This window comes from Varibaculum sp. GTC20041, from assembly GCF_055387755.1.
The window spans coordinates 1025448-1043846 of the sequence record NZ_AP041144.1; the positions used below are offsets into that span (position 1 = coordinate 1025448).

14 protein-coding genes are annotated in these 18399 nt (G+C 53.0%); 13 read left to right on the forward strand and 1 reads right to left on the reverse strand.

Annotated features, from left to right (window positions below; all coding sequences use genetic code 11):
• Positions 1 to 25 precede the first annotated feature (25 nt).
• The 4 genes from ACZ5BI_RS04400 (at position 26) to ACZ5BI_RS04415 (ending at position 5302) form a co-directional block, all read left to right on the forward strand.
• Positions 26 to 1030: an extracellular solute-binding protein gene (locus ACZ5BI_RS04400; protein WP_464896742.1), complete on the forward strand. Its 1005-nt coding sequence runs from the start codon at positions 26 to 28 to the stop codon at positions 1028 to 1030.
• On the forward strand, positions 1027 to 2523 hold the full coding sequence (locus ACZ5BI_RS04405; protein ID WP_464896743.1) for an ABC transporter permease: 1497 nt from the start codon (positions 1027 to 1029) through the stop codon (positions 2521 to 2523). Before ACZ5BI_RS04400 ends, ACZ5BI_RS04405 begins: the two co-directional genes overlap by 4 nt.
• Positions 2505 to 3581: an ABC transporter ATP-binding protein gene (locus ACZ5BI_RS04410; protein WP_024058856.1), complete on the forward strand. Its 1077-nt coding sequence runs from the start codon at positions 2505 to 2507 to the stop codon at positions 3579 to 3581. The genes ACZ5BI_RS04405 and ACZ5BI_RS04410 overlap by 19 nt, the downstream gene beginning before the upstream one ends.
• 152 nt (positions 3582 to 3733) lie before the next feature.
• Positions 3734 to 5302, forward strand: coding sequence for an alanine/glycine:cation symporter family protein (locus tag ACZ5BI_RS04415; protein ID WP_464896744.1), 1569 nt, complete (start codon positions 3734 to 3736; stop codon positions 5300 to 5302).
• A gap of 6 nt (positions 5303 to 5308) precedes the next feature.
• On the opposite strand, the gene ACZ5BI_RS04420 is transcribed toward ACZ5BI_RS04415, so the two are convergent.
• Complete coding sequence (locus ACZ5BI_RS04420) at positions 5309 to 7303, reverse strand: solute carrier family 23 protein (RefSeq protein WP_464896745.1); 1995 nt, start codon at positions 7301 to 7303, stop codon at positions 5309 to 5311.
• Positions 7304 to 7626: 323 nt separating this feature from the next.
• Here ACZ5BI_RS04420 and tkt point away from each other — a divergent pair, with 323 nt between their 5' ends.
• From tkt to ACZ5BI_RS04465, 9 genes are all read left to right on the forward strand, one after another.
• A complete protein-coding gene (gene tkt / locus ACZ5BI_RS04425; protein WP_412585889.1) occupies positions 7627 to 9726 on the forward strand; it encodes a transketolase in 2100 nt (699 codons plus the stop codon).
• Between the two features lie 91 nt (positions 9727 to 9817).
• A complete protein-coding gene (locus ACZ5BI_RS04430; RefSeq protein ID WP_316086253.1) occupies positions 9818 to 10309 on the forward strand; it encodes a ribose-5-phosphate isomerase in 492 nt (163 codons plus the stop codon).
• Positions 10310 to 10404: 95 nt separating this feature from the next.
• A complete protein-coding gene (locus tag ACZ5BI_RS04435) occupies positions 10405 to 11406 on the forward strand; it encodes a DUF7973 family transport facilitator (RefSeq protein ID WP_464896746.1) in 1002 nt (333 codons plus the stop codon).
• Between the two features lie 140 nt (positions 11407 to 11546).
• Positions 11547 to 12347: an HAD-IIA family hydrolase gene (locus ACZ5BI_RS04440; RefSeq protein WP_464896780.1), complete on the forward strand. Its 801-nt coding sequence runs from the start codon at positions 11547 to 11549 to the stop codon at positions 12345 to 12347.
• Positions 12348 to 12449: 102 nt separating this feature from the next.
• A complete protein-coding gene (locus ACZ5BI_RS04445; RefSeq protein ID WP_278619597.1) occupies positions 12450 to 14021 on the forward strand; it encodes an FGGY-family carbohydrate kinase in 1572 nt (523 codons plus the stop codon).
• Positions 14022 to 14047: 26 nt separating this feature from the next.
• A complete protein-coding gene (locus ACZ5BI_RS04450; protein ID WP_464896747.1) occupies positions 14048 to 15409 on the forward strand; it encodes a sn-glycerol-1-phosphate dehydrogenase in 1362 nt (453 codons plus the stop codon).
• A gap of 62 nt (positions 15410 to 15471) precedes the next feature.
• Positions 15472 to 17136, forward strand: coding sequence for a ribulokinase (locus ACZ5BI_RS04455; protein ID WP_316086058.1), 1665 nt, complete (start codon positions 15472 to 15474; stop codon positions 17134 to 17136).
• A gap of 10 nt (positions 17137 to 17146) precedes the next feature.
• On the forward strand, positions 17147 to 17857 hold the full coding sequence (locus tag ACZ5BI_RS04460) for an L-ribulose-5-phosphate 4-epimerase (protein ID WP_316099212.1): 711 nt from the start codon (positions 17147 to 17149) through the stop codon (positions 17855 to 17857).
• A gap of 118 nt (positions 17858 to 17975) precedes the next feature.
• Positions 17976 to 18338, forward strand: coding sequence for an RNA polymerase-binding protein RbpA (locus ACZ5BI_RS04465; protein ID WP_278608507.1), 363 nt, complete (start codon positions 17976 to 17978; stop codon positions 18336 to 18338).
• The last annotated feature ends 61 nt before the right edge of the window (positions 18339 to 18399 follow it).

Here is an 18399-nt window from a genome sequence, read left to right on the forward strand (position 1 = left end):
CCGCCAGCCTGCTATCGTTACTGACATGCGATCCCGCTTATTAGTGTTATTAACTGTGCTCTTTAGCTTAGTTTTAAGCGGATGTCACCCCGCAGGAAAAGAACAACTAGCTTTTATCTGTTCTAACGAAGAATCAATCTGTAAAAATTGGCGGGATGCCTATGCCGCCGCCACGGGAAAAAATGTTTCCTACCTGCGCTTGCCGACTGCTCAAGCCTTAACCCGGATTTCCTCGAGCCCCAAAACCCGCGAGTTTGATGTTTGGGTGGGAGGCCCGGCAGAAAACTATGTGCTTGCTAAACGGCGCGACCTGCTGTCCGCCTACCAGCCAGCGGGAATCAGCGATATCCCGGAAGCTATGCGCGATAGCGAGGGTTACTGGTTCGGGGTTTATGGCTCTTTACTGGGGTTTTGTTCTGATCAAGCAGCTTTATCTGCCCGGGGCTTACCGGTACCTAGATCATGGGCCGAGCTTGCCAACCCGCAATATCGCACTCTGGTGGCTGCTTCTTCTCCGCTTACTTCGGGAACTGCCTTTACCGTGGTGCGGGTTCTAGATGAAATCTATGCTGACCAGGCGAGCACTGCCATTAGAAACATTTACGACAATGTACCCCGTCTTACGAACTCGGGAACTGCTCCTGTGAAAGCGGTACTGGCAGGGGAAGCCGCGATTGCGATCACCTTCACCCCCTATTGTGCTGGCAAAAGCGAAGCTACCAAGCCCCTTACTATCTCCTATCCACAAGAGGGCACCTCCTATGAGATCGGTTCGGCCGCCCTTTTGAAGAATGCGGGTCGCGTCGGAGAAGCAAAACGGTTTCTGGATTGGCTGTCACAAAAAGCTGGCCAAGGGGTAGCCGTTAAATCTGCCACCCCGCAACTGGCGATTACTCGGTCTATCCCCGGCTCTCTAGCTTCGCGTTTAGAGCAGGACGACCCCTATATTTTGCCGGCGCGTCCGCAAAAATCAGCCGCGGATCGTGATCGCTGGTTGACTTGGTTCGCCAGGCAGGAGTGGCGGCAGTGAACAAGATATTACTACGCACACTTAGCTGGTCAATTATTATTGTCTTCTGTGTTCTCGCAGCTCTATGGCCTCTGGCTTTCGTAGTTCGCGCGGCGATCGTAAAATCTAGCCCCGGAGAGGAAGCCATTACTGCTGCCATCCGTCTGTCCCTACTCGAGGCGATTGGTTCGGCAAATCTGGCTACTTTATGGGGCAGTGGTGCCGCCTTAGGAACCCGGTTTTTACCCGAGCGTTTTCGGCAACTTGCCACCATGCTATGCCTGTGTCCCATCGCGATCCCGCCCTTTATAGTTGCTAGCGCTTTACGCTCCTTCGCGGGGTCCTCCGCGAGCGTCCTCGTCGGGCCGCTCCCAGTAATAGCGGTTTTTGCGTTCTCGCTCGCGCCCTTAGCCTATTTTTCTGCCCGCTCTACTTTGCAAACCATTCGCCCGGATCAACTAGACCAGGCGCGAATCTTGGGGCTTAGTAACTGGCAGGTTTTCCGCTTGGTGATTGCGCGGCCCCTATTGGTATCGGTTCCTTTATCGCTGGGGGTAACTTTCTCGCTAGCTCTTTCCGACCCGCTAGTGCCTGACCTGGTGGGAGGAAAAAATATGAATGTGGCTCACTCTTTATGGCTGCGATCCACCGGCAGTTTCGAAACCGCATTTTTAGGACGCGCCTCCCTGGCACTAATCGGTCTTTGCCTATGCGTGGCCGGACTTTTAATCGGCCTATATTTCTCTAGCTACCGCCGGTTTTTCCCGGCTGCCTCCCTAGGAGAGCGTAGCTTTTCTTTGGGGCCGGCCCGGCCGCTCCCGCTTGTAGCAGTGGGCCTCTATGCCGTTAGCTCTGCATGCTTGCTCCTATACCTGCTGCTCAACGCCAAGTTCTCTTTCGATAAGTTGGAATCGGTGATCAACACCTGGTTGCTATCGGCCTTAGCCGCCGGCCTGTGCCTACTGGTGCTAGCAGCTACTAGAGGCGCCGGATCCCAGAGACGAAATCTGGGTGTCGAAGCCTTGTTTATTGTAATCTTGTCCCTGCCCGCAGCCGCCATTGGTGCTGGCTGGATGCTTAGTCGCCAACAGGGTTTGCCGTGGCCCTTTTCCAGTGGAGGGTTTTTATCACTATGTTCCTTCCTCTTAATCGGTATGCCGGTTACCTATTTTTTGGCTGCCCGTTTTAGAGTTATCGGCCAAGCCGAATTTGAGTCGGTACGAGTCTTAGGCGTCGGTAGGGTAGAGGCAGCCCTAAAAATACTGCTTCCCGCTGTCAGGCGCTACTTCAGTTTGACTTTAGCGACAGTAGTCGCGATTTCCACCACTTTATCGGCGCCACTGGTGTGGGTGGCGGCTCCCGATACTCCGGTGGTGGTTCCGCAAATGTTTGCCATGGTTGATGAAGCGAACTATCCGCCAGCTTTCGGACTGTCTTTGGCGGTATTAATTGTCTCTATTTTGCTATTTATCCTGGTACCGAAGGAGGAGGGAAAATGGAACCGTCCGCGTTAACGGTAAAAGAGCTACGGGTTTCGCGTTCTTCACATTGGGTGCTCGGTCCAGTGTCCTTTAGCGTTGATCCGGGAGAACTAGTGGTAATTATCGGGCCTTCCGGAGCGGGGAAAACCACATTATTACGAGCCATTGCGGGACTGCAACCAAGTAGTGGCCAGATATTTTGTGGGGACGAGGACGTATCTGACTTTTCTCCCGGTGCCCGCGCCAGTGCGCTGGTAGCTGATCGGGACGGTCTTTTCCCACATCTAACGGTTCAGGAAAATGTGGCTTTAGCCGGGGGAAATGCGGAAGACCTGCAGGTAACGCTGACCGATCTGGGGTTAAGTTCCCTTTCGCGACAATATCCCGGCTCACTATCTACCGGGCAACGGCAAATGGTGGCTTTAGCGCGAGCACTACTGCGCCGACCCCGTTGGCTACTGTTTGATGAGCCTTTAGCCCATGTCGACCCCTATTCGCGCCTGCGTCTGCGCGGAGAAATCTTGCGGATCCACCGGCGGATTGGGGCTGCTTCCCTGTATGTTACCCACGACCTGCCGGAAGCCTTTGCGATCGCCGACCGGATTATTTTGCTGCGCGAAGGAAAAATTATTCAAGATGATTACCCGCAGGATCTGGTATCTCACCCGGCGGATCTGCAAACCGCCCTCTACCTGGGAGCCACTACCCAAGTCAGTACTAACGCGGTGATCAACACAGATCGATTCGGGCAAGTTAGTGCGCATTTCACCGCTTTTGGACAGCAGCTGGAGGTTCCCGCTGCTGATAGCTTAGCTGGTGCCAATGGACAGAGCCGGAAAATAGTGGCGCTCGGCTCGCCCTATTCTATAGAAATTAGTAACCTGCCCCCTGAACGTAATAAAGATCCTATCCAGGCAGAAGTGGGGCAGGTAGTGGGGTCGCTTTTCGAAGGCGATACCTATCTTTTGCAGGTGGAAACCGAGTTTGGGCTACTGGCCAGTCGTCGCCAAAGCGGGGATGAACCATTTATTGTGGGGGACCGGGTAAAAGTGAAGGCGCTTGCGACCCATCTGTGGGCAGTGCCGGCTTAACTTAAATGCCGGGGCTTTTTCTGCAAATTTAAGAAATATACAAATTTTTTAGCTACCCGCTACAGCGAGTATATTTAAACAGGTTTCGGGAGTATCTTCCCCTCACCGAGTCAAAGCTAATTGCTAAGCCGCCCATCATGAAGGAGTAACCTATGCCGATTTCGGCCTCTAAAGAATCTCTAACTGCCTTTGAACAGTGGAATGAGACAATCTCCGGCCTCCTCGATACTGCCTATAACAATTCGGTGGTGTGGTTGCTAATGATAACCCTGCTAGGGGTGGGCATCTGGCTCACCATACGTACCTCAGGTATGCAGGTGCGCATGTTCACCCACATGCTGAAAGTAATTACGCGTTCTCGTGGCGGCTCCGAAGGTGGAGTTTCTTCCTTCCAAGCGTTTGCGATTGGGCTGGCCGATAGGGTAGGGACGGGCTCAATTACCGGGGTAGCGTTGGCGGTAGTTGCTGGCGGACCGGGCTCGGTTTTTTGGATGTGGGTAGTGGCGTTAGTCGGTATGGCTACCGCTTTTGTGGAAGCTACTTTGGCACAGCTATTTAAAGTTCGCAACGGAGACGGCACCTTCCGGGGCGGCCCGGCCTTTTATATTCAACGCGGCCTAGGCTCGCGTACCTGGGGGATTGTGTTTGCGGTGCTGCTAATTTTTGCCTACGGATTTAGTTTCGAAATGATCCAGGCAAACTCGATTTCTCAGCTAGCCAACTCCGACTATCTAGGTTTCCCGGTCTGGGCAACCGCACTGATCCTAGTCTTTTTAACTTTGCCGCTAGTAGTAGGTGGGGTGCGCAAAATTGCTCAGTTTTCGGAATATCTGGCTCCGGCGATGGCGCTGCTGTATGTTGCCATGGGGATCTTGGTGATTATTCTTAACTATGATCGGATTCCCTTTGTGTTCCGGGAGATCTTTATGGGAGCGTTCGGGCAGTCCAACACCTATATGCCGCCGGCAGTTGCGGGAGCTGGGGGAGCGTTCATTGCTGCGATTACTACCGGTACTAAGCGGGGTCTGTTTACTAACGAGGCCGGCATGGGGTCGGCTCCTAATGCGGCTGCTATTGCTACGGTGCGTCACCCCGCCACCCAGGGAATGATTCAAGCGCTGGGAGTTTTCGTGGACACCATGCTGGTGTGCACCTCCACCGCCTTCATTATTTTGATGTCAGTTCCCTTCTGGGATAAGCAAAACCATGTCGATGGAGCAGTGCTGACTATGGATTCCATAGTTACGTCATTGGGGTCAAATAGCACCACCCAAACTGTGGTGTTCGTGTTCGTAATGGTAATGATGGTTTGTTTTGGTTATTCCACTATCCTGGGGAACTACACCTACGCGGAAACCAATTACAAGTTTATTGTGGGTGTAGATCGCTCCGCTTTGCCTTTGAAATTGCTGGTAATCGCGTCTACAGCGATTGGGGCGATTCTGCCTTTGAAATCAGTGTGGTCGATCGCTGACTGGGCGACCGCCCTAATGGCATTGGTTAATCTGGTAGCCCTGATTTTCCTGGGGAAATGGGCAGTGGGAGCCCTGCGCGACTACCGCGCGCAGATGAAAACTGATGATCCAGCCGGGCCGATCTTCTGTTCGCAAAATAATCAGTATTTGCCAGGGGAGCTACCCACCCGGGTATGGACAACCCCGGGTGGGTTCGATCCCGCATGGGAAACCCCTTCTGGTACGTCAGAAAAGGAAAATAGCTAATCGCTATTAGTCGAGTTGTTCAAACTTGCGACTCCAAGCCGAACGGATGGGGTTGGCGTCCGCCATCATGATCTCTAAGCGATCATTGGCCACTTCTACCACCTGACCCAGGGCGACTACCCGTTCATGGCGCGGGGAGTTCTCTAGGCGGTGTAGTCCGTCCTTAATGATCTCCTCTACGCTGTCCATTCGGGAAAGCAAGGCCACTAGGGGCAGATTGAACTTCTCATGATAGGAGCTTTCCAAGGTGCGCAGCTGAGCATTTTGTTCTTCCGTGAGCGTACCTAAGGCTAAAGAACCCACGTCTTGGGAAATTTCTTTGGCTTCGCTTTCGCTGGCAGTCAACATCTGGGTTACATCAGGATAGGCAGCAATCAGCTGATTCTGAGCGTCTTTATCCGCCACCATTACCGCGTCCTGGAGTGCTTCTTTAAGTTCTCCTACATCCTGGAAGGGACGCATTTGCGCTGCTGCCTGCAGCGGCCAAGTTACCCCATTAAACAAGCGGGAGAAGGTATTTACAAACTCTTCTTCACTCATTTTGTTAACTGCCCGCAAAGAACGTCGCTTGCCGGTGGCACCTAGCGCCACGTCCTCGCCCTTTGCGCGCGGGCCCACGTGGAAGAACAACAAGTTGAGCAAGATGGCGGTAATCGAGCCAAGGGTTACTCCCGAAGCGAAGAAAATCTGTGCCCAGGCAGGAAAGGCGTCTGCAATTGCTGGTTTGAAGGAAACTAGCATGGCTAGCGCGATCGAGGTAGTCAGAATAATCCCGTTGCGGGTATCCGAGAGGTCTACGCGAGATAGGGTCTGAATCCCCACCAAGGTTAAGTTGGCAAACAAAGCCATGGAGGCTCCGCCCAGAACCGGGGAGGGGATTGAAGCTACAATCGCGCCCGCCTTGGGAATAACTCCCAAAATAATCATAATTCCGCCGGCACAGGCTACTACCCAGCGAGAATGTACCTTAGTTAGGCGAACCAAACCAATATTTTGCGCGAAGCAGGTGTAGGGGAAAGAATTCAAAATTCCCCCCAGCGTAGTAGAGAGGCCATCGGCGCGCAAAGCTGCCGTGATCTCTTTCTTTCCGATACGTTTGCCCACGATTTCACCGGTGGCAAAGACGTCGCCGGTAGTTTCTACCATGGTCAGCAGCATGACCACGATCATAGAAATACAGGCAGTTAGGGAGAATTGGGGCCAGCCGAAATAGAACGGGGTAGTGACTGCTACCCAGGAAGACTTGCCTACCTGGCTGAAGGAAGCATCACCGAGAGCCACCGCGACTCCGGTGCCAATTATGAGGCCGGCGAGTACTGCCAAGGTGCCCATAAAACCTTTAAAGAAACGTTGAATGAGGACGATTATGGCTAAGGTTCCCAGGCCATAGGCTAAAGAGCGCAAAGTGATCGGCATGGGTGGTACCTGTTCGTCGACGCGTCCGATCACGTCCGCAGCGGATACTCCCAGCAATGTGGTGCCCATAGTGGTTAGCACAATCCCGATAACCAGCGGAGGGAAGAAACGAATCAGCTTGGCAAAAATTGGAGCCGCGAAGAAAGTAAATAGTCCGGCTACAATGACTGCGCCGTAAATGGTGGGGAGCACTCCCACGCCGCCGTCTTGGTTAACCGCCAGACCAATGGCAATCATAGGCGAAATCGCCATGGTGGTTACGCCCTGGATAATCGGCAGGCGCACCCCGACTCGCCAAAATCCAATCGACTGAATCAGCGTTGCGATTCCACAAGTAAAAAGGTCAGCATTAATTAGGTGCACGGTAGTAGTGGGATCTAGCTTAAGGCCGCCCGCAACTACCAAGGGAACAACTACCGCGCCCGCGTAAAACGCTAAAACGTGCTGTACTGATAGCAGCAGCGTCCGAGGAGCCGAAGGTACTTGGTCTACCGGATGCTTATGGATTTTTCTGTCTTTAATTTCTGCCTCTAGGCTGTCACCTAGAGCTTTCAGTGGTGGATTTAGTGGCTCGTCAGCGGCCATCGTGGATATTCTCCTTTGTGCTTTGCCGGAAATGCTTCCAGTGCTAATTCAAGCGCTTGGCAACCCATAACTCAAAACGACCACGAAGATGTTGTCCGGAAGACAGGAGAGAGGTTGTCCGGGAAGCAGAGAGCAGGAAATGCGCCCTAAACCGTCTAGTTTACATAATGTACATTATCGGATCTAGGTTTGGAGTTTCGCGTCAAAGTACCCGCGTGCACTTTTGTGAGCAAAACTCGCTCTGCCAGATTTTTTGGCTATCAAACTGTTAGTATCGGCAACAGAGTAAGTGCCTAATCAATCCAATGATGGAAGGGAAAAATATGACCACTCAGTGGAATGAACTTGATCAACGCGCAGTTAAAACCGCAAAACTATTAGCCGCCGATGCGGTAGAAAAAGCCGGCAGCGGACACCCGGGAACCCCCATTTCGCTAGCAGCCGCTGCCTACTTGCTTTACCAGCGTCACTTGCGTTTTGATCCCAAGGATTCAGATTGGTTAGGACGCGACCGCTTCGTACTTTCAGCCGGACACGCCTCGCTGCTGCAATACATTCAGTTGTATCTGGCCGGCCAAGACATGGAGCTCGATGATTTAAAGAGTTTCCGTACCTTTAATTCTTATACTCCCGGTCACCCCGAATATAGGCATACCAAAGGCGTAGAAGTTACTACTGGGCCGCTGGGATCTGGCTTTGCTGCCGCGGTTGGTTTTGCGATGGCTTCCCGGCGGGCACACGGTATGCTCGACTCTTCCACTCCCCTCGGTGAAAGCCCCTTTGACCACAATGTTTACGTGATCGCTGGTGATGGTTGCCTGCAAGAAGGAATCTCCGGAGAAGCATCCTCCCTGGCTGGGGTACAAGATCTGGGTAACCTCATTGTGATCTGGGATGATAACCATATCTCCATTGAGGACGATACCGATGTATCTTTCCAAGAAGACGTACTCAAGCGCTACGAATCTTACGGCTGGCACACCCAGCGGGTTGATTGGCTGGCTGAGGACGGAAAATACGACGAAGACGTAAATGCTCTTGACCAGGCAATCAATGCTGCTAAAGCTGAAAAGCATCGGCCTTCAATCATTGCCTTGCGCACAATTATCGGTTGGCCTTCGCCTACGAAGCAGAACACCGGCGCGATTCATGGTGCCAAACTGGGGGAAGAAGAACTCAAGGGCTTGAAGAAAGCCCTCGGAGCCGATCCGGAGAAAATGTTTGCTATCGACGAAGAAGCCGTCAAACACTCCCGGGATAATGCCGCCGCACGTGCCCAGGAAGCTCATTCCGATTGGGATCCGCGCTTTGAGGCCTGGAAGAAAGCAAATCCGGATAAAAATGAGCTATTAGAGCGGATCCTAGCCGGTAAGCTCCCCGAGGGTATTGAGGACGCGCTTCCGGTGTTTACTGCCGGAGACTCACTAGCTACTCGCGCGGCCTCTGGAAAAGTTATTTCCGCAATCGGCGCCGTAATGCCAGAATTTTGGGGTGGATCTGCTGACCTGGCCGGTTCTAATAATACAACTATCGCCGATGCTGACAGCTTCATCCCCGAATCAGCGCAAACCGATATGTGGAAGGGCAACCCCTTCGGGCGGGTGCTGCACTTTGGAGTGCGCGAACACGCTATGGGCGCCATTATGAACGGCATTGCCCTTGATGGATTAACCCGCGTTTTCGGGGGAACTTTCTTCGTCTTTAGTGATTACATGCGCGGGGCAGTCCGTCTAGCTGCGCTAATGAATATCCCGGTAACCTACGTTTGGACTCATGACTCTATTGGAGTTGGCGAGGACGGACCTACCCACCAGCCGGTCGAACATCTGACTGCCTATCGGGCAATCCCTAATCTGTCGATTGTTCGTCCTATGGATGCCAATGAAACCGCGGCTTGCTGGCTGCAGATTTTGCGTCAAAGCGGGCCGGCAGGATTGATTTTAACCCGCCAGGGACTTCCCATCGTCGAGCGGGAAGATATGGAGGGCGCAAGCGGCGAAGCGTTCGCTAGCGCCAAGAATGCGGCTAAGGGCGCCTATGTTTTGGCCGATACCGCAGGGCAGCCGGATGTGATCTTGCTGGCCTCCGGATCCGAGGTGCAATATGCTTTGCAGGCTCGCGAAACTCTAGCTCAGGAATCCATTGCTGCCCGGGTGGTTTCAGTTCCCTGTATGGAATGGTTTAAAGCTCAAGGCGCCGACTACCGTGAACAGGTACTCCCGACAGCGGTAAAAGCCCGAGTATCGATCGAGGCCGGTCTAGTCGATCCCTGGCGCGACCTCGTAGGAGATAACGGCGAAAGTATAGGTATTGAAGGATTTGGTATGCCCGGTGCTGCCGGCGAGCTGTTTAAGCATTACGGACTAGACAGTGAGCATGTGGTGGCGGCCGCCAAGCGCTCTTTGGAGCGCGTGCGCTCATAAGTGCAGTTTTCTAGAACTGGTGGGGAGAATATCCCTAAGTGTTATAGAAAGAACTTAGGTCATCAATGCTGATGGCGAGAGGAGAAAAATAATGGGACTACGAATAGTAATCGGAGCGGATTCCGCTGCTGTCGACTATAAAGAGATAATCAAAAAAGATTTAGAGGCAGACGAGCGAGTTGCAGAAGTAATTGATATCGGACTAAAAGCCGGCGAGGACGTGGACTACCCCCATGTGGGTATCAAAGGAGCGCGTATGGTTGCTGCCGGAGAAGCGGACCGTGCCCTCCTGCTGTGCGGAACTGGAATCGGCATGGCGATCACCGCCAACAAAGTTCCCGGGATTCGCGCAAGCGTGGGACATGATTCCTTCAGTGTAGAGCGCTTAATTAAATCCAATAACGCACAAGTTCTAACCATGGGACAACGCGTCATTGGTATTGAGCTGGCGCGGCGTCTAGTTAAAGAATGGCTAGGTTACGAGTTTGACCCCCAGTCGAATTCGGCACGGAAAGTCCAGGTAATCTGCGACTACGAAGTACCGCAGATCGAGGGAGAAACCACTCCCGGCAGCTGCTGCTAGCAAACACTCCCCTAACTTCCCGGCTCGGATAGGCCGAGCCGGGCTACTAAAAGCTTGGCAATTTTGCCAACCCCTATCTAACTAAAGGTATAAACATGATCGAAACTATACAAATGGCGGCGCAAGCCAGCGACTTTGTAAACTCATTTGGTGCTTCGACCGGGTTCTCGCTGTTCTGGGCAATCTGCGCCATCGGTGGCGGCATGCTCGGAGCGGGCATTGGCGGTAACTGGGCATTCGTGATGACTGGCTTCTCCGTATTCCTCGGCTTTGGAATAGCCGCTACTACCGGTAGCGATATTGGGCTAACCTATCTGGCATTTGGCCCGGTATTTGGCCCCCACGTCTGCTTTGCATCGGCTGTGGCAGCTCATGCCTATGCGGGACGGAAAGGTCTTTTGGGAGACAAGAAGGGCAAGGATATCGACACCTCCCCTGCTGGATTCGGGGATCCGACCATGTTGTGGATAGGCGCTGCCTTCGGCCTGGGTGGATACCTAGTTGAACGTTGTATCCGACTGATCCCCTGGTTCGGATCTAACACTGATACTGTGGCGTTGACCGTTTTCCTCTCCGCTTTCGTAACCCGGCTAGTCTTCGGTAAGACCCCGATCTTTAATTGGACCTCAAAGCTTACCGATAAAGAATCCTGGCTGCGTTGGCAGGAAAAGCCTTCCCAGTGGATCACCATTGGGGTTATGGCTTCGCTAATGGCAGGCGGTTTGTCCTTAACCGTTGCCTATCTGCTTCCTGCGGTCAACCCGGAGACAGCAAAGGTTCTAGAACTTAACGCGCAAACCCTACCCTTCGGGATTTCCGCGATCACCATTTTGATGTTGATTCTAGGCTTCAAGATTCCCGTCACCCACCACATCACCATCACAGCTGGTCTTTCCGCCATGGTCTGGTTCCCGGTTGTGGGACACAACCTGATCCTGGCGCTGGTAGCGGCAGTAGTATTTGGCGTGATGGCGGCAGGTCTGGCCGAGGTTGCGCAACGGCTAATGTATGCCCGTGGCGACACCCATATTGACCCGCCGGCAGCCTCCATCTGGCTGTCTCACACCATTGTTTGTGCTCTGGCGTTACTGTTCTAACCCCAGTCGATTATCGGGGGTGGAAAGCCCGTGGGCTTTCCACCCCCGCTTTTAAGAAATACTAGTTGAGAGGAAAACCGTTGTACGCCGAAGAGAATCTTAAGTTCCCCACCGAGTTCTATGATGCCTATATTTTTGATATGGATGGCACCATTTATTTGGGAGACCACCTATTGCCCGGGGCGAAGAGACTAATTGAGGAGCTGCGGCGCCGCGACATCCCGGTACGTTTCCTCTCTAATAATCCCACTAAAGATCCCCATCTTTATGTGGACAAACTTGAGAGGCTGGATATTCCCACCCCCTTAGAAGACATTGCCAACACCGTGGTCACTATGACCCGTTGGCTAAAAAACCACCATCCTGACAAGACGGTTTTCCCGATTGCGGAGCAGCCGTTGATTGATGCTCTACAGGATGCGGGAATAAAAATCAGTGATGATCCGGAAAAAATAGATATTGTAATCGCGTCCTATGACCGCACCTTTGACTATCGCAAACTGCAAATAGCTTTCGATGCCATCTGGTTCCACAAGCGAGCAATTTTGGTGGCCACCAACCCCGACCGTTACTGCCCCTTCCCGGGAGGGAGAGGCGAACCGGACTGTGCCGCGATTATTGCCGCGATCGAAGCCTGCACCCAGACCAAGTGCCAGGTTATTACCGGCAAACCGGAGCCGGTGATGCTCGAGGTGGCCATTGAAGGCCTAGATGTTAACCCTCGCAACTGCATGATGGTTGGTGACCGTCTCTATACCGATATCGAGATGGCCAAAAAAACCGGGATGTTCTCAGCAATGCCGCTGACCGGAGACTCCACTATGGAAGAAGCACTAGCTCTGCCGAAAGCACATCAACCAGACTTTTTACTCGATCGTGTTGACCGCCTGATCCCCGCTGCCGTATGGGAAGAAAACGGTTGGACCGAAAACGATAACTAAATAGCAACACTTAGTACCACCCTAACAACCACAAAATGCGCTACCACTGCGCACAAAAAGTCGCCGACAATGATGCCGGCGCAAAGTTTAAGGAGAAGACAAATGGTAGCACCGGGTTATGAAGGTCCTTACCTACTGGGAATCGACTATGGCACGGAATCTTGCCGCGCCGCGATTTTTGACTTGCGAGGCACTCCGATTGGCTTTGCCGCCACGGGGTACCCTACCTATCACCCGCATCCGGGATGGGCAGAACAAGACCCCTCCGACTGGTGGGAAGCTCTAGTCGCTTCAGTTCGCAAAGTGCTAGACCAAACGGGTATTCCTGCTCGGCATATTGCGGGTATTAGCTATGATGCCACCACCATGACCGTGGTTCCCATCAATAAAGCAGGCAAAGAACTCCGCCGTGCCATTATGTGGATGGATGTGCGCGCCACTAAGCAAATGGAACGGGTAATGGATATGGATCACTGGGCGCGTCTATACAACGGGGGTAAGACTACTCCCCCCACCGCCGAGTGGTATCCCTTCAAAGTGGCTTGGCTGCAAGAAAATGAGCCCGAAATATTTAAAGATGCCTACCGGATTGTTGACGCTCCTGACTGGCTAACCTATCGCCTAACCGGCGAATGGACGATTAACATTAACTCTGCTTCTATGCGGATGAACTATAACCGTGACTATGGTGGGTGGCCGGTTGAGTACTACGAGAAAATCGGTGCCGGTGACGCTTTCGAAAAGATGCCGGAAAGGGTGGAAGACCTGGGGGTTCCGCTCGGGGGACTATTGCCCTCGGTAGCCCAAGAGTTGGGGCTGCTACCGGGGACTCCGGTCGCTCAGGGCTGTGCTGATGCTTGGGCAGGACAGATCGGTTTGGGAGCGGTAAACCCGGGGCAAGTATCGCTAACTACCGGATCTTCTCACGTTATTGCTGGTCAATCCGATAAGCCGGTTTATGGCAATGGTTTCATGGGCTCCTATACCGATGGAGTTATTAAAGGGCAGTACACTTTGGAAGGCTCCCTGGTTTCCTCCGGGTCGGTCCTTAAATGGTTCAAGGAAGGTTTTTGTGAGCATCTGGTAAGGAGTGCTGAAACCGTAGGAGTTAACCCCTATGAGATCCTGGATCGTAAATGCGCCGATATCGCACCGGGCTCCGACGGGTTAATTATTAACGAATATTTCCAAGGCAACCGTACTCCCTATACCGATTCCAAAGCCCGGGGAATCATGTGGGGACTGTCCCTATCGCACACTCCCCTGCATGTTTACCATGCAATTATGGAGGCAGTTGCCTTCGGTACTGCCTTTAACTTTAAGAAGATGGAAGATGCTGGATTTAACTTTGACCGGGTAACCGTTTGTGGTGGCGCCACTAAGTCGCCACTGTGGATGCAGATGCATGCCGATGTTTCCGGAAAGCCCCTGGTAAAGACCGAAGTTGGGGACGCGGTCGTGCTTGGTACCTGTATTTTAGCGGCAGTGGGATCTGGGCAATACGCCACTATCCAAGAGGCTGCTTCCAATATGGTGCACGAAACCGAGCGGATCGAACCTAACCCGGAAACCCACGAGGAATACCAGTTCTACCTGCAAAAATACATGGAAAGCTACCCGGCGATGCAAGAACTAACCCATGAGGTAGTTGACCATGTAGCCGCCGGTGAATAATCCAAAGAATAAAGAAAGAAGTATCAATGACAAACGAATTGATCGCGAAAGCACTAGAAACTGCTAGCGACACTAAAGATATTGAGTTCGGCGTTGGGGTACTGAAGGAAACTGGCCCGCTGTTTGCCCGCCTCTTTCCCGGGAAAACAGCCCTGGTAGTCGCGGATGAAAACACCTTTGGCGCAGCCGGAAAAGGAGTAGTCGACTCCCTCAAGGCTGCGGGCGTACCCATGCATGATCCCTACATTTTCCCCGGTAAACCCACTTTGTATGCCGGTTACGAGAATGTAATTAAAGTTCGGGAGATACTGCAAGATCTCGATGATACGGTGATCTGTTCAATTGCGTCCGGAACTCTAAATGACCTGTGTAAACTAGCCAGCGGAGAACTGGGACGTCCCTATATGAACGTATGTACCGCTGCCTCGGTAGATGGTTACGCGGCTTTTGGGGCCTCCATTACCAAAGATGGCTTCAAGATTACCCGCGAGTGTCCAGCTCCTGCGGGTTTGGTCGCTGATCTAGATGTAATCGCTGCTGCCCCCCAGCGCCTGACCGCCACCGGTTACGGGGATCTGATCGAAAAGATCCCCGCCGGAGCCGACTGGCTACTAGCCGATCGTCTCGGCGTGGAAGCCGTAGATGACTACACCTGGTCCTTGGTACAAGGACCCTTGCGTGGAGCCCTTTCTGATCCGGAAGGCGCCTGCAGGGGTGATCGCGACGCGATTGAAGGGCTAGCCGAAGGCAATATTATGTCGGGGCTGGCTATGCAGGCACTGTCTTCATCTCGTCCCGCCTCGGGAGCTGGCCACCAGTTCTCTCACACTTGGGAGATGGAAGGGCACGGCCTCGATTGGGAACCACCGCTATCGCACGGCTTTAAAGTGGGGGTTGGTACGGTAGCCTCCCTGGCGATTTGGGAAGAATTCTTGGCGATGGATATCCCCAACCTGGATATTGCCGAAGTAGTAGCCAATGCCCCCAGTGAAGCAGAGGTCTTGGCCAAGGTAGAAGAACTAATCATTCCCAGCATCCAAGGCGAAGCGAAGAAACACTCCCTTAACAAGCATTTAGAGGGCGAAGAACTTCGTAAGCGCTTAGAACTGCTGAAAGAAAAATGGAGTGAAATCAAAGAGATCTGCTCGAAGCAGCTGATCTCTCCGGAGGAAGCGCAAGAAAACTTACGTAAAGCCGGTGCACCCTATCACCCCGAAATGATCAAGATCGATTGGGATCGTTTCCGCAAGACCCACCGTCAGGCGCAAATGATTCGTTCGCGTTACACAGTGTTGGATATCCTGATGGATCTCAACGCTCTTGACGAGGTAATCGATCGTTTATTTAGCCCGGAAGGATTCTGGGGTAAACATCGTCACGCTAACTAGGTAACTAGCTAGCTAATGAAGAATCATGACTCTCCTAATTTCGCAACGCAATGGAGCCTGCAATGGAAAATAAATATGTAATCGGAATAGATTTCGGTACCCTGTCCGGTCGCGCGGTAGTGGTGCGGGTAAGTGATGGGGAAGTATTAGCTTCCGCCGTCACCGAGTACGCCCACGGAGTTATGGATACCACTCTTACTGCTGGCGATGGGCAGGTGCTACCGCCCGAGTTCGCCTTGGAAGTACCCGCGGATTATATTGCGGTGCTGGCCAGTGCGGTTCCGCGGGCAGTCAAGGAATCTGGGGTTGATCCTAAGGACGTGGTGGCTATCGGTCTAGACACCACCTCCGCTTCCCTGGTGGTCACCGACCAGGCAGGTACCCCGCTTTGCGAAAAGGAAGAGTTTAAGAACAACCCGCACGCTTATATCAAGCTGTGGAAACACCACGGCGGCCAAGACCAGGCAGACCGGATCGTGGCGCTGGCAAAAGAGCGCAACGAACCCTGGCTTGGCCGCTATGGCGGGGTGCTTTCTTCGGAACTGGCACTACCCAAGATGCTGGAGCTATACGAAAAAGCCCCGGAGGTCTACCAGGCAGCCGAAGCAATTACCGATGTAATGGATTGGCTGACCTGGAAAATGACCGGGGTGCATACCCAAACTGCTGGTGCCAGCGGATATAAGCGGATGTACCAGGATGGCAAGTATCCGGATAAAGAGTATTTAGAGGCGCTAGCTCCCGGATTCGGTGAGGTCTTCGAGCAAAAAATGTCCGCGCCGATCGCCCCTTTGGGCTCCAAGGTCGGAGAGCTGACCGAAAAGATGGCCTCTCTTATGGGACTGGAAGCAGGCATCACCGTCTGTTCGGGCAATATTGATGCCCACGTACATGCGGCTGGGGTGGGTGCCACTGAAAATGGGGTACTCACTGCTATTGCTGGTACCTCTACTTGTTTCGTGGTTTCTGCCCATGACTACGCGGACGTACCGGGAATCTTCGGAGTAGTCGATGGCGGTATCGTCGACGGTGAATGGGGTTTTGAGGCCGGTCAAACCGCGGTCGGAGATATTTTCTCTTGGTTTACTAACCAGTGCGTGCCCGCCAGCATTCGCGAAGAAGCTGAGCAGCGCGGTAAGAATGTCCATGAACTACTCACCGAACAGGCGGCGGAGCAAAAAATCGGCGAACATGGCCTGCTGGCCTTGGATTGGTGGAACGGTAACCGGTCTGTCCTGGCCGATGCGCGTTTGTCAGGAATGATGTTGGGGATGACCCTGACCACTACTCCTGCTGACATGTATCGCGCGTTGCTAGAATCCACGATTTTTGGAGCCAAGATTATTATCGACAACTTCATTGAACATGGGGTCGATATTAAAGAGATCGTGGTTGCGGGCGGCCTGTTAAAGAACCAGTTGTATATGCAGATGTACGCGGATATTACCGGTCTGCCGATCTCTATTTCCTCTACTGACCAAGCGGGTGCCTTGGGCTCGGCGGTATTTGCGGCGGTTGCCGATGGACAATACCCCGATATTTTCGCGGCTTCCGCGGCTATGGGCAAGAAGATTTCCCATGCCTACCAGCCGATCCCTGAAAATGTGGAAGCTTATCGCGAACTCTATGCTGCCTTTAAAGAAATGCATGATTTCTTCGGCCGGGGCGGCACTAAAGTGATGCGCAACTTGAAAGCGATTAAAGCGCAGGTACACCGCTCAAATTAAAGGGGGAAGTATGCCTCATGTAAATGAACTGCCCGCTAAGATCCGCAAGCAGGTAGCAGCCACTCGGGAAGTGGTTGCATCATTGCATGCGGAACTGCCGGCTAACGCGCTGGTAGTTTGGACTGCCGGGAATGTTTCGCAGAGGGTGGAGGGCGCGGATCTATTCGTGATTAAACCTTCCGGGGTACGTTACGATGAGTTGTCAGCAGACGCTATGGTGGTTTGCGATCTAGATGGTAACAAACTGGATGATGATACCTCCGGAGATTTGCAGCCTTCTTCAGATACTGCGGCTCACGCCTATGTTTACCGGCACATGAGTGCAGTCGGGGGCGTGGTTCATACCCACTCCCCCTATGCCACCGCTTTTGCGGCGGTGCAACAGCCCATTCCCTGCGTGTTGACCATGATGGGTGACGAGTTTGGCGGCGAAGTTCCGGTAGGTCCTTTCGCGATCATCGGGGATGATTCCATCGGACGCGGGATTGTAGAAACCTTAAAAGATTCCCGCTCCCCCGCAGTATTGATGGCCAACCACGGTCCGTTCACTATTGGTAAGGATGCTAAAGCCGCAGTTAAAGCGGCAGTCATGGTCGAGGAAGTAGCTAAGACAGTAGCGATTGCCCGGTCTGTGGGTGAGCTATGTCCGATTGAATCACGTCATATCGATTCTTTGTACGAGCGCTACCAAAACGTCTACGGTCAGCCTCCCGTTAAATAGTTTTAGTTTCGCCGGTGGGCAAAAGAGCAGGTTAGCTTTTTTGCCCACCGGCGCAGCTGTTAGAATAGGGCGGTATTTGCTGGGTAGCTAGGACGGGAAGCAAGGAGAAGTTATTACTATGGCAGAGCGGGCACTACGCGGAACAAGTATCGGTTCGAAAAGCCTAGAGACAGAAGATGGCGTAGTATTCGCAGAACGCCGCGAAAGCCTCTACATTTGCCCTAATGGGCACCGTTTCCACATGACTTTTGCCGCCGAGGTTGCCGCGCCCGCCGAATGGGAATGTAAATGCGGGGAAACCGGCGAACTGCAATACGAAGAACCCGCAGAAGAAGAAGATTCTAAGCCTTTACGTCCCCAGCGTACCCACTGGGATATGCTCATGGAGCGTCGCAGTGAGGAAGAATTGCAGCAGTTGTTACAAGAACAGCTGGAGGTACTGCATTCAGGGGCGTTAATGGACGGAGTGCATTACCGCTAGTAATTCCCCGGCTTAACTGCTATTTTCGGGGTTTAGCCTCCGCGTCTCAGCGAGGCTTTCT